A 12019-nucleotide genomic window follows, 5' to 3' on the forward strand; every position below is an offset into this window, starting at 1 on the left:
ATTCCATATGTTGCTTTAATTGATACTCAAGACGTATCGATGACGATCGAGCTTCGCCAGTTGCGCTACTTCGTGACGCTGGCCGACACGCTGCATTTCGGCCGTGCCGCCACCCAGCTGCACATCACTCAGCCGCCGCTCAGCCGGCAGATCGCCGCGCTCGAGGACACGCTCGGTGTCGCGCTGTTCGTGCGCAGCTCGCGCCAGGTCGAGCTGACCGCGGCCGGGCGGCATTTTCACGGGCACGCGGTGCGTGTCCTCGCTGCGCTCGATGGCGCGGTGCGCAGCACCCAGGCTACCGCGCGCGGCGAGCGTGGCGTGCTGCGCGTCGGCTTCACCATGAGCGCGGCGTGGAACGTGCTGCCGGCGCTGATCCGGCGCTATGGCGACGCCTTCCCCGCCGCCGAGATCCAGTTGAGCGAGGTGGTGCCGCGCGAGCTCGACGAGGCCCTGCTCTCTGGCCGCGCCGATGTGGGTATTGCCTTCCCGTGGCAGCGCCCCGACGGGCTCGAGTACCTGCGGGTGCATACGGAACCGTTGTGGGCGGTGCTCCCGACAGGCCATCGCTTGGCCGCAAGCGCGGTGGTGGCGGTGGGCGAGCTGGCCGACGAACCCTTCATCACCTTTCCCGCCGCTACCGCGCCGGCGCTGCACGCGCTGGTGGCCGGGTGTTGCCGCGAGCACGGCTTCGAACCGCGCATCCGGCTCGAGACCCACCTGCAGCAGACCATCGTCAACCTGGTGGCGGAAGGCCTCGGCGTGTCGCTGGTGCCGCGCTCGATGAGCCGGATGCAACTGCCGGGCGCGGTGTTCCGGCCGATCTCGTCGCCGCGCGTGATCGAGCAGGGCGTGATCTGGGCCGCGCACAATGCCAACCCCTGCCTGGCGCGCTTTCTCGACTGCGCGCGCGCCTTCGGCGCGGAGGGGGCGGGCGGGGATTGATCGTGCGCTCGCGGCGGCGGGGGCTCGCGTCCTGTCATGCACGGATGCGATGATGCGGGTCCCCGAACCGGATGGATTTTCCGATGAGCAAGAACACCCCCCTGCGCGCCCGCAACTTCCCCTCCGCCGAAGACGAGGCGCGCGCCGCCCAGCCCCACGGGCGCTACGACGGCCCCGGCAGTTCCTTCCGCATGGCCTTCACCGACACCGACTTCCTGCTGCGCGAGGAGTTGCGCCCGGTGCGGCTGCAGCTCGAGCTGCTCAAGGCCGAGCTGGTGCAGCAGGAGCAGGGGGTGGAATCGACCGTGGTCGTGTTCGGCAGCGCGCGCTTCAAGGCGCCCGACGTGGCCGCCAAGATGCTCGAGGATGCGGTGGCGAGCCGCGACGAGGCGGCGATCCGCCGCGCCGAGCAGATGGTCAGGAACGCGCGCTGGTACGCCGAGGCGCGCCGCTTCGGCGAGCTCGTGACGCGCGAGGCCGAGGCGCTGGGCGAGCCGGTGATCGTCGCCACCGGCGGCGGGCCCGGGATCATGGAGGCGGGCAACCGTGGCGCCTTCGAGGCCGGCGGGCGCAGCATGGGGATGAGCATCTTCCTGCCCTTCGAGGAGGCGCCCAACCCCTACATCACGCCCGAGCTGTGCTTCCAGTTTCACTACTTCGCCATCCGCAAGATGCACTTCCTGATGCGCGCGGTGGCGCTGGTGAGCTTCCCCGGCGGGCTGGGCACGCTCGATGAACTCTTCGAGGTGCTGACGCTGACCCAGACGCGCAAGATCCGCCGCCGCCCGATCGTGCTCGTCGGGCGCGACTTCTGGGAACGCCTGATCGACTTCGACGTGCTGGTCGAGCACGGCGTGATCAGCCCGGAGGACAAGAACCTCTTCCACTACGCCGAGACCGCCGAGGAGGCCTGGGATGCGATCAAGGCGGCCTACAGCGGCGACAACCCCACGCTCACGGCGCGGCAGCTGAAGGGAAATTGAGCGCGCGAGCGCCGTGCCCCGCCGCGGGCCGTGGCGGTTAGCGCGATGAACGAGGCGCCTCCCGACATCCTCTTCGTGCACGGGCTGTGGATGCATGGCTGCGTGTTCGCGCTGCACCGCCGCCGGCTCTTGGCGGCCGGCCGGCGCAGCCACGTGTATTCCTACCCCTCGCTGCGCGGATCGCTCGCGGGCGCGGCCGACGGGCTGGCCGAGCGCATCGCGCGACTCGAGCGCCGGCCCCTTCATGTGGTCGCCCACAGCCTGGGCGGCTGCATCGCGCTGCTCATGCTCGCCCGCCATCGCCCGCAGGGGGTCGGCCGCGTCGTGCTGCTCGGTTCGCCGACCCGCGGTTCCTACCCGGCGCAGCGGATCCTGCGCGTGCCGCTGCTGCGCCATGCGCTCGGGCAGGTGCTGCCGCAATGGCTGGCGCAGGCGCCGCCGGAGGTGGATCCGGCGCTCGAGATCGGCGTCGTGGCGGGCAGCCTGCCGATCGGTCTCGGGCGCATCGTGCCCGGCCTGCCGCGGCCCAACGACGGCATGGTGACGGTCGACGAGACGCGCTGGCCGGGGGCGCGCGATCACATCGTGCTGCCGGTCACGCACATGCAGATGCTGTGGTCGCGGGCCTGCCTGGCGCAGGCCGTGCGCTTCGTCGATACCGGCGCCTTCGACCACGCCCCGCCTGCCGCCTGAGCGCCGATCGGCGGCGGGTACGCCAGGCGGCGGGGCGGCCCCCGCCGCTGCGGGGGCTCAGAGTCCGTCGCGGATCTCGGCGAGCGCCTTGCGCAGGGCGGGCAGGTCGCTGCCGAGGAGCGCGATCAGGCAGTCGAGGTTCTCGATCACCGAGGCGCGCTCGCGCGGGCTGGCGCCGCGCCCGATCACCCGGCGGTAACCGGCGCCGACTTGCGCGGCGAGCGTCGCGCATTCGGCGGGCAGGGTGTCGGCCTGGCGGCTGCGGCGGCCGGCGGGTGGTGCGCTCGCGAGGCACTGGTCGAGCAGGCGCACGAGCTCGAGGTCGGCGAGCGCGGCGCCGTCCCAGAAATCGGGCGCCTCGGCGTAGCGCTTGCGCAGCGCCTCCGGCAGGCGCGCGAGCTGCAGCGCGAGGGGCGCGCGCCAGCTGTCGGGCCGCCCGGGGTCGAGGCGCTGGGCGAGGAGCACCGCGCTCGCCCAGTTGGTGAAGGGATAGGCCTCGGCCTCCCGGCCCAGCTCGAAGGATTCCCAGTACGCCGCCGCGCAGGCGTCGAGCGCCTTCAGGCGCGCCGCCGCGCGCTCGGCGACCACGGCGCTGCGCTTGTAGGCGCTGCCGAGCAGGTCGAGGCGTTCGGTGCTGGGTACGCGCCCGCACAGCAGCTCGAGATCGTCGATGCCCTGCTGCATGCGCGCCTTGCGCGCCGCCGCGTCGGCCGCGGATGCGCCGCCGTGCGCACGCTGCGCCTGCCACTGCTCGGCGGCCAGGCGCACGCGGAAGTTGGCGAGCTGTTCGACGGCGCGCATCGGGCAGTTGCCCTTGGCGGCGGTGAGCGCGCGTTCGAGCTGCTCGATCGCGGCCTCCCAGAAGCGCGCCTCACCCCACGCGAAGCCGAGCGCCGCAGCCACGTCGGCGCGCGCCAGCCAGCGCGCGCGCTCGGTGTCCGGAATGCGGGCGAGGAGGGCGTTGATGCGCCCCGCCGTGGCCTCGTCGCGTCCGGCCGCAGCGGCCCCGGCGCGCAGCCACTGGGTGAGGTTGTCGAGTTCGACGACGAGTTCGTCGGGGGCGTGGAAGGGCTGGCGCTGGCGGCGGCGCGGCGTGCCGTTGCGCTGCAGGCTGAAGGCCGGGTCGCCGTAGCACTGGTAGGCGCCCCAGGTGTTCACGCCAGGGAAGCGCAGCCACACCTCCTCGCGCGCGGCGCGCACCGCCTCGCCGAAAGCCTCGCCGTCGAGCATGCGGCGGTAGAAGGCGTCGGCGAAGGCGAGCGCGGCGGCGTCATCCACCGCCCAGCCCGCGGCCACCACGGCGCGCACGCCCATGCGGATGAACTGCATGCCGAGGTTGGCGGCGAGCGCGCCGCGGTCGGTGCCGGCACCCGCCTTGCCGAGGTGGCAGCAGTTGATGAAGACGAGCTCGGGCACCCAGCGCATCTGCTCGATGTCGCCCGGCGTCAGGAAGATGTCGCGGCCGATGACCATCCCCGAGACCTTGGTCGGCCTGGGTTCGGCGTCCGTCTTGCGGCTGCATGGACGGTCGGCGCGCGGCGGCAGCACATGCTCGTGCTCGCCGTGGCCGGCGAGGTGGAGGATGCGCCAGGCGTCGCCGTGCAGGCGCTCGATGATCTTGTCGGCGCGCTGGTCGATGCAGTCATCGACCAGCCAGCCCTGGCCGCGCAGCAGGGCGGCGACCTTGAAGGCCTCGTGCTGGGCGCCGGGCAGCGGCGGGAAGTCGGGGCAGTCCTCGAGGTCGGGGTTGCCGACCACCAGCGCGCGCGCCTCGAAGGCGTGCGCCGGGCGGGCGCGGAATTCGGCGGTGCGCAGCTGGCGCACCAGGCCGGCATTGACCGCGGGCGGGCGGCCGTTGTCGCTCCAGCGGTTCTCGAGCAACTCCCACGGATAGCGGGCCGAGCACGCGTCCACCAGCAGCACCAGGTCGCCCTGGCGCGGCGCGGCCTCCTTGAGACGCAGCGGCAGCAGCATCTCATACAGCGTGCGCGCGGCCTCGGGGTTGGCGCTCGGCGAGCTCGAGGCGCTGCGGATGAAGGCGTCGGCGAGCGCGAGCTGGCCGGTGGCGAGCGTCTCCTCGGCGCGTGCGCGGTCGGTGGTGAAGATGAAGCGCAGCGCGTTGCGCTGGCCGTCCTCGTCGACGATCTCGAGCCGGTGCCACCACTCCGGGGCCTCGTCGAAGCGCACCCGCCGGCAGCCGGCGCGGCCGCTCTCGACCACCCGGGCCGGCCAGCGCACGGCGGCGGCGATCTGGCTGTTGGCGAGGATGGCGCGCAGGCTCTCGGCGGCGGTGATGGCGACGTCGGCGAAGAGCTCGACGAACTCGAGGCGGTCGATGCTGACCGGCTTGTCGAGGCGGGCGTCCTGCAGCTGCGCGTTGGCGGCGATCGTCGCGCGCACGATGGCCTCGATCGAGTCGCGCACGGTGAGCGCGCCGGCACCGGTGCCGACCAGCAGGCAGGACACCGGGGCGCGGCGCGGGCCGTCGACCGGGCCGAAGCGGGCGTTCGGCCACTGCGACACCTGCAGCGCGTAGTCGAGCAGGGCCGCGCGCACGCCGGCCTCGAGCAGGCCGGGGGTGAGCTCGCCGACCTGGCCGAGACCGACCACGATCGCGCCCTCGGGCTTGGCGTCGCGGCGCACGTTGAAGAACAGTGCATTGGTGTCGAGCCGCCCGGGGTAGAGGCCGAGCTCGAGCCGGCGCGACAGCGCGTGGTCGAGCTGGCGATCGAGGGTGGCCTCGGCGCTGACGATGGTGTCGCCCTGGTAGTGGCCGACCAGCACCGGGTGGCGCGCATAGGACAGGTCGCCATGGCGCACGCTGATCTCGATCGTCGGCGCCGCCGGGCGGGCGCCGGCGGGGGCGCGGCGCAGCCCGCCGCCGAAGCCCAGGCTGCGCAGCTCGTCCTCGGCGGGCAGGCCGTCGGCGGGCGGCGTGGCGGGGAGTTCGAAGCGCGCCGCCTCCTCGCCGCCGGCGCGCGCGCGGAGCGGCGGCGCCTTCGCGAGGCGGGCGGTGGTCCCGGTCTGCAGCAGGTCGAGGTAGGCGGCGAAAGCGTGCTGCTGCACGCACAGGGCGTCGTGCGCGGTGTCCTCGAGGTACCAGGTCGGCAGTGCGTCGAGCTGGCCCGAGGCCCAGCTCACGGTACCGTCGCCCTCGCGGCTGGCGAGGAAGGCGAGGCGCTTGCGGCCGCTGAGCCAGGCCGCCTCGCCGGCCTCGAGGCCATAGTCGGCAAGCTGGTAGTCGACGATGGTGGCGGACTGGCAGCCGGCGACGTAGCACATGTGCGCGGGGTCGGGACGGGCGGCGCGCAGCAGCGCCCAGGTCTCGCGCGCGCTGCGCAGCGCCGTCTCCGGCGGCGTTTCCCAGCGCGCCTGCAGGTTCTCGCGCAGGCTGCGCCAGCGCGTCGGGTCGGAGAAGTCCGGATCCTGTTCGCCGAAGGGCAGCAGCTCGACGAGGCCGGGATAGTGGCGGACCAGGTCGACGATCTCGTCGGCGCCGCGGGTGAAGTCGAGCAGGGCGAGCCGGGCCTGGGTGGGGTTGCAGCCGGTGAGCCAGCGCAGGGCCTCGTAGGAGCCGGCGTTGGGCGTGCCGAGCATCAGCAGGCGGCTGCCGGGAAGGCGGGTGATCCTTTCCCAGAGCGCCGCGCCGCGCGCGCCGTCGGCGATCATCGCGCGCACCACCAGGCCGCCCATCGAGTGCGCCACCAGATGCACCGGCTGACCGGCCTGCTCGGCCAGCGGCAGCCATTGCTCGAGCGCGCGCGCCAGACGGGCCGCGGCCTCGCGGATCGACAGCCGCCAGTCGTAGGCGAACACCTCGACGCGGTGGCTGGCACCGAGGAACTCGATCAGCGGGGCGTAGAAGTCGTCGATGACATGGTCGGCGACGATGTCGCCGCGATCGATGGCGAGCTCGCCGAGCGCGCCGCGCAGCAGCGCCCGGTAATCGAGCCAGACCGGCCGCCCTGCGGCCGACAGGGTGCTCCCCATGGTGCCCGGCAACACCACCGCGAGCGGGCGGGCGCCGGGCTTCTCGTGGCTGCGCTCGACCGCCTGGCGCCAGCGCGGCGGCGTCTGCGGCGCCTCGGCGATCGGCAGGAAGCTGGCGTTGTCGCTGTCGCCACGGGTGAGCGCGGCGACCAGCCAGCCCACGCTGTCGGCGTTACGGAAGTAGCTGAAGTGGTTCACCTGCGCGCCGCGGTCGAGGCGGAACCGTGCGCGCCCCGGCAGCCGGCGCAGGCCGCCGGACATCGAGCCGGTGTTGACGACGAGGTCGTGGTCGGCGCCGTAGAACCAGTCGGTGACGAGCAGCTTGATCTTCTGCCAGGCCGAGTCGCCCTCGACGTCGCCGGCGATCACGCTGAGGTCGGCGGCGCATACGAGCTCGGGGTGGTGCAGCAGCCTGGTCAGCGCCGAGCCCGGCATCATCGCCTCGAGGCCGGGCAGGGTGCGCGGATCGGTGCGTTCCTTGACCACGGCGAGGAGGAATTCGAACGCGTCGGCGAAGGGCGACGCGCCGAGCGCCTTGCCGGCGAGGAAGTTCAGCATCGACAGCCAGCGATCGAGTCGCCCGGAGGCGAGCGTGGTGCCGCGCGCCGGGCAGGCCACGCGCGCGAAGCGGGTGACGCGCGGCTTGCGCGTGGCGAGCTCGGCGAGGAGTTCGGCGAGCGCCTCGCGGTCGCGGTCGTAGGCTTCGTCGCGCTCCGCCAGGGCCTCGGGCGACAGCGGCAACAGGCCGAGCTGGGCGGCGATCGTGCGGTCGGCGGCGAACAGCGTGTCGAGGCGGCTGTCGTCGAGCAAGCCGGCCACGCCCTCGCATTCGCCGAGGCAGAGCAGCTCGCCCACCAGGCCGCCGCGCGAATGGCTGACCAGATGCACTTCGGCGTCCTGTGGCAGGCGGCGGACGAGTTCGAGCGCGTTGTGCACCGGGCTCTCGGTGAGGCTGCGGTGCTCGTAGGCGAATGCGCGCCCGCCATAGGCGCCGGCCAGGCGCGCGCGCGCCTCGCGGCCGGCGGCGTTGTCGGCCGCCCACAGCTTGCCGAAGCTGCCGCGCGTGCTCGATGCGGTGCCGTGCAGGAAGATGAGCAGCGGGCCGCGGCCGGCGGGCAGGGTCTCGCCGTCGGCGAGCGCGCTGAGCGCGAAGTCGCCGTCGAGGTTCAGCGCATGCAGGCCGGGCCGGCCGCCCTCGAGCTTGCGGTCCTCGAACCAGCGCCCGAGCTTGCTCGCGGCCTGCTCTTCCACACGCACGCCGAAGAACTCGAGCACGCGGATGCCCAGGCCGACGAGCCCGCGTTCGCCGCGGCTGGGGTCGGTGGTGGCGGGCGCGAGGCTGTCGAACTCCCAGGCGTCGCCGCCGTCGCGCGCCAGGCTGCGGCGGCCGTGTTCGCGCACCAGGGCGTCGGCGCGGGTCCATAGCTCGAAGCCGTTGTCGAGTTCGACGCGCACGATCTCGTCGGCGGTGACGCGCAGCTCGCCGGTGACGCCGTCGCGCGCCCGCCCCGGGGTGAGCAGGCGGTGGCTGGTGATGCGGGCCGGGGCGTCGGCCGAGCCCGGGCGCAGGGCGCCATCGGGGGCCTGGACGCTGCCGCGGATGAGGAAACTGCGTTGGGACATGGGGCCTCCCGGGGGCGTGTCCGTTGCGTTCATCGGTCCGATGCCTTTGCCATGCAGGCGTGTGCGATGCTGATCAAGCCTAGTTCACGGCGACTCCGCCTGCCACAGCCTGCGGCTGTCGATATGGATGACGTGGCCGTGATGGCGCTGCACCTCGGCCACCATGTGCGCGGTGCCGCCGGCACCGTCGCCGCTCTGGCCGTCCCACAGGCAGAGCAGCCAGACGCGGTCACCGCCGCAGGCGAGCGCGGTGTCGAGCAGCCAGCGGTTGCAGCGCTCATACGGATTGTCTTCCCCCGGCGCCGCCGGCATCGCCTGTGGCGGTGCGGGCAGGCGCCCGGCCACCGCGCGGTAGCGTGCCACCCACTGCTCGCCCTCGCACACCGGGCGCACGGAGCGCTCGATGAACTCGGCTTCGGCGAAGGGTTGCAGGAACTGCACCGGCATGGCGCACGCAAGTGCGGCCTCGGCAAAGAGGAGGTCGCCACCCGCGGCGCCCTGGGTGAGTCCGAGGTCGCCAGGGCCGGCATGCAGTTCGGCCAGCGCCGCTGCGATGCGGCGCCCGGCTTCGGGCACGCGATCGGGCGGGAAGCGCGGCGCAGCGCGCCCTGGCGCGTCGACCATGTGGCCGGCGAAGAGGATCACGCGATGCGGCGGGCAGCTTGAGGCGCGAGAGGATGAGGGCATGAGGATTCCCACGGGGCTGGCGGGTGGGGCGGGCTTGCGCTGCATGATAGGAGGCCTCGCGCCTTCTTGCGAGGCGCCGCGGTGTCCGCGCTGGCCAGTTGCGCTGCGACTTGCGCCCACGACGGTGTGTGTCTAGCCTGCCTTCATGCGTACGCCCGGGCAGGCAGATGAATCCGATCGTGATGGTGAAGTATGACGACGGTCATGCACTGGAAAGTGTTTATGGACCCGGGCATCTGTCCGGCGGCGCCGATACGGCACGAATCACCGGCTACCTGTTCGCCGGCCCTGCGGCTGGAGAAGGCGGCGCTGGTGATTCCGCCCTTCCGTCTCCGCGACCTTGGGCAGTGCTTCATCCAGCACCACGAACTGCGCATCGACCTGACCAGCCTGGAGCCGGACCGGTACCGGATCGTGGTGGTGCAGAACTTCTGGGTCGAGGACGCGAACCCTGACCTGGACGAATGCCTTGCGGGCATCTTCCTCGCGCGCCGCCGGCGCGACGGCCAGTGGGAGGCTGCGGAGAACTGGCCGGTGGAGTGCCGCTCGATCGCCTGTCTCGGCGTGCTCGACCTCGCCGACCCCGCGCGGCCCCGGCTCGCGCCCGCGCCCTCATGCTGACCAACACCACGCAGCGCCGCTTCGACGTCATCGAAGTGACGAACGAGATGCCCATCAACCGCATGGGGGGCGTCGGCACGGTCATGGAGAGCCTGATGAGCGGGCTGCGGGCGGAAGGTGTCCGGCCGCTGTGGTTCGTCACCGACCACGCTTACCGCCCTGCGCAGCTCGAGGCCCTGCTGGCGCGCTTCCCCGACGTGGTGGTCGGTGGCGCGCACGAGCTCGACGCCTTCGACGCACCCGTGCTGCACGTGCACAGCTACCAGCAGAACCCGGCCCTGCACGCCCGGCTGCGCCGTCGCCACGCGGTATTCACGGTGCACTCGCTGCTCGCCCATGAGGAGTTGTCCAACGGCGTCGCCTTGCACGGCGCGGTGCGCGGCCAGGAGGAGATGATCGCGCTCGCCCGCTGCGTGGTGCTGCTCTCCGCCTCGGAGCTGGCCAAGTACCGGGCGCTGGGCTACGAGGCCCTCAACCCGCGGGTGCGCGTGATCCACAACGGCGTGGGCTGCGCGGCGCCGTACCGCGCCCCGCGCGGCCGCCAGGTGCTCGGCTTCTGCGGCCGCCTGGTGCCGCGCAAGCATCCCGAATACGTGCAGTGGATACTGACCGAGCCGGGCTTCGAGACCCGCCGCGTGCTCATCGCCGGGCGCGGCTTCAGCCCTTACGCGCGCGACCTGCTCGCCCGCCATGCGCTCGCCGAGCGCGTACGCTTTCTGGGCTGGTGCGCCGGTGCGCGGCTCGAGGCCTTCTTCGACGCCATCGACGTGCTCGCCGTGCCGACCATCTACGAGCCCTTCGGCCTGGTCGCGCTGGAGGCGGCGGCGCGCGGCATTCCGGTGGTGTGCCCGCGCACCGATGGCCTGGTCGAAGTGCTCGGCGAGCATGCGTTCTACTGCGAGGACACGAGCTACGAGGCGTTCCGCGAGGCGATGCGGCGCTGGGACGCGGCATCCCCCGAGGCCCTCGCCGCCCTGAGTGCGGGCGCCCGCAAGCGTTACCTCGAAGCCTTCACCGATCTGGCGATGGCGCGCCGCTACTGCGCGCTGTTCGCCGAACTCAGGGCGGCACCGGCGCTGCCGGAATCTCGTCCACCAGACAGCGAAAGCCGAAATCCCGCACCGTATCCGCCGGGGTGAAGAAGCCGCGGTTGGAGACGCGCATCTCCACCGGGATCGATGCCCACGACGCGCCGCGCACCACCTTCTTGTGCAGCTTGTCGACATACACCTCGGGGTCCTCGGTCGGCGCGCGCGAGGAACGGCCCTGATACACCTCGGGGTCGTACCAGTCGGAGATCCATTCCCAGACGTTGCCGACCATGTCCACCAGGTTGAAGCCATTGGGGGCAAAGCTGCCCACCGGCGAGGTGGTGCCCTCCCAGTCGTGGTTGTCGCCGTAGTTGGCATTGACCGGACCGAGGATGTCGCCCCAGGGATAGAGGCGGTCGGCAAGGCCGCCGCGGGCGGCGTATTCCCACTGCGCTTCGCTCGGCAGGCGGCCGCCGACCCAGGCGCAGTACGCGCGCGCCTGGGCCCAGCTCAGGTTGCACACGGGGTGGTCCATATTGGACCAGCCCGGGTTGTGCTTGGGCGCCGGCGGCATCGGCTGCCCGCAGGCGAGCGCGAAGCGCTTGTAGGCGGCGACCGTCACCGGCCCGCGCGAAAGCCAGAAGCCGTGCGTGATGCGCACCGGGTGACGGGGCCTCTCGTCGTCGTAGCGCTCGTCGTTCAGGGTGTCGATCGGAACCCGCCCCATGAAGAACTCGCCCGGCGGGATCCACACGTAGTCGAGCTGGTCCTGCGGATGCACGCGCACGGTTCCCGCGGCCAGGCTGGCCGCCTCGATCAGCGTGCTGCGGTGCGCGTCCATCGCCGCGCGCAGGCGCCCGATCAGCGTGCCCACGTCCTGATGAAAGCTCAGGTGATGCACCGGATGGGCCTGGAGCGAGGACAGGCGCGCCAGTTCCGGCGGCAGGGCTTCGGGCGGCGGCAGGGACGCCTCGTCCACCAGCAGCGGGATCACCCGCACGCCGCGGGTCAGCGCGGCGGCGATCTCGAGCCGTACCCAGTCGTCGGGCTGGTCGAGCCGTCGGCGGCCGAACTTGTCGGCGGTCGCCAGCCAGCGCGTGCCGATCACGACGAGGCAGACCTCGCAGGCGCGCAGGGTGGTGTCGATCACCCGGGTGAAGTCCTCGCCGGCGGCGATGCGCTCGACGTCCATGAACACGCGCAGCTCGGGGAACTCGCGCTCGAGCCGGTCGTACAGCCGGCCGGCATGGCCGGCGCTGTCGTCGCGGCGATAGCTGATGAAGATGCCTGACATCGTGGCTGAGCGATTGGGGGCGAGATCTCAACTTAGACCATGGCCGTCCGCTCTGCCCGCACGCGTTCGCCGTCCCGACGCGACCGCTCCGGATGCCTCCCGCCCCACGGCCACGCCGACCGCAGTTGCAGCACCGGACCGTGAAGCATGCCTGG

The 12019-nt window shown here is 72.5% G+C and carries 8 protein-coding genes; 5 read left to right on the top strand and 3 right to left on the bottom strand.

Going from position 1 to position 12019, the window contains the following annotated elements; all coding sequences use genetic code 11:
- The first annotated feature begins 39 nt into the window (after positions 1 to 39).
- The 3 genes from AAG895_RS01580 (at position 40) to AAG895_RS01590 (ending at position 2618) form a co-directional block, all read left to right on the top strand.
- A complete protein-coding gene (locus tag AAG895_RS01580) occupies positions 40 to 942 on the top strand; it encodes a LysR family transcriptional regulator (RefSeq protein ID WP_345793817.1) in 903 nt (300 codons plus the stop codon).
- Positions 943 to 1025: 83 nt separating this feature from the next.
- On the top strand, positions 1026 to 1925 hold the full coding sequence (locus AAG895_RS01585; RefSeq protein WP_345793818.1) for an LOG family protein: 900 nt from the start codon (positions 1026 to 1028) through the stop codon (positions 1923 to 1925).
- Between the two features lie 45 nt (positions 1926 to 1970).
- Positions 1971 to 2618: an alpha/beta hydrolase gene (locus AAG895_RS01590; protein ID WP_345793819.1), complete on the top strand. Its 648-nt coding sequence runs from the start codon at positions 1971 to 1973 to the stop codon at positions 2616 to 2618.
- Between the two features lie 57 nt (positions 2619 to 2675).
- Here the strand turns inward: AAG895_RS01590 and AAG895_RS01595 are convergent, their stop codons facing one another.
- Together AAG895_RS01595 and AAG895_RS01600 are read right to left on the bottom strand one after the other, a co-directional pair.
- A complete protein-coding gene (locus AAG895_RS01595) occupies positions 2676 to 8231 on the bottom strand; it encodes a CHAT domain-containing protein (RefSeq protein WP_345793820.1) in 5556 nt (1851 codons plus the stop codon).
- 84 nt (positions 8232 to 8315) lie between these two features.
- Positions 8316 to 8918 carry a hypothetical protein gene (locus AAG895_RS01600; protein ID WP_345793821.1) on the bottom strand — a complete coding sequence of 201 codons (603 nt, stop codon included), beginning with the start codon at positions 8916 to 8918 and terminating at the stop codon, positions 8316 to 8318.
- A 192-nt stretch (positions 8919 to 9110) separates the two neighbouring features.
- Between AAG895_RS01600 and AAG895_RS01605 the strand changes: the two genes are divergently transcribed.
- Together AAG895_RS01605 and AAG895_RS01610 are read left to right on the top strand one after the other, a co-directional pair.
- Positions 9111 to 9539 carry a hypothetical protein gene (locus tag AAG895_RS01605; protein ID WP_345793822.1) on the top strand — a complete coding sequence of 143 codons (429 nt, stop codon included), beginning with the start codon at positions 9111 to 9113 and terminating at the stop codon, positions 9537 to 9539.
- Positions 9533 to 10678, top strand: coding sequence for a glycosyltransferase family 4 protein (locus AAG895_RS01610; RefSeq protein WP_345793823.1), 1146 nt, complete (start codon positions 9533 to 9535; stop codon positions 10676 to 10678). Before AAG895_RS01605 ends, AAG895_RS01610 begins: the two co-directional genes overlap by 7 nt.
- On the opposite strand, the gene AAG895_RS01615 is transcribed toward AAG895_RS01610, so the two are convergent.
- Positions 10599 to 11864 (bottom strand): SUMF1/EgtB/PvdO family nonheme iron enzyme, encoded by a 1266-nt coding sequence (locus tag AAG895_RS01615; protein WP_345793824.1) that lies wholly within the window; start codon positions 11862 to 11864, stop codon positions 10599 to 10601. The genes AAG895_RS01610 and AAG895_RS01615 overlap by 80 nt on opposite strands.
- Positions 11865 to 12019: the final 155 nt, after the last annotated feature.

Source organism: Thauera sp. JM12B12 (assembly GCF_039614725.1).
In the GTDB taxonomy this organism is placed as follows: Bacteria; Pseudomonadota; Gammaproteobacteria; order Burkholderiales; family Rhodocyclaceae; genus Thauera.

Bases quoted from the DNA above. Each gene is read 5' to 3' on its own strand.
- AAG895_RS01580 (WP_345793817.1), top strand. From the start codon at position 40: ATGACGATCGAGCTTCGCCAGTTGCGCTACTTCGTGACGCTGGCCGAC.
- AAG895_RS01585 (WP_345793818.1), top strand. From the start codon at position 1,026: ATGAGCAAGAACACCCCCCTGCGCGCCCGCAACTTCCCCTCCGCCGAA.
- AAG895_RS01590 (WP_345793819.1), top strand. From the start codon at position 1,971: ATGAACGAGGCGCCTCCCGACATCCTCTTCGTGCACGGGCTGTGGATG.
- AAG895_RS01595 (WP_345793820.1), bottom strand. From the start codon at position 8,231: ATGTCCCAACGCAGTTTCCTCATCCGCGGCAGCGTCCAGGCCCCCGAT.
- AAG895_RS01600 (WP_345793821.1), bottom strand. From the start codon at position 8,918: ATGCCCTCATCCTCTCGCGCCTCAAGCTGCCCGCCGCATCGCGTGATC.
- AAG895_RS01605 (WP_345793822.1), top strand. From the start codon at position 9,111: ATGACGACGGTCATGCACTGGAAAGTGTTTATGGACCCGGGCATCTGT.
- AAG895_RS01610 (WP_345793823.1), top strand. From the start codon at position 9,533: ATGCTGACCAACACCACGCAGCGCCGCTTCGACGTCATCGAAGTGACG.
- AAG895_RS01615 (WP_345793824.1), bottom strand. From the start codon at position 11,864: ATGTCAGGCATCTTCATCAGCTATCGCCGCGACGACAGCGCCGGCCAT.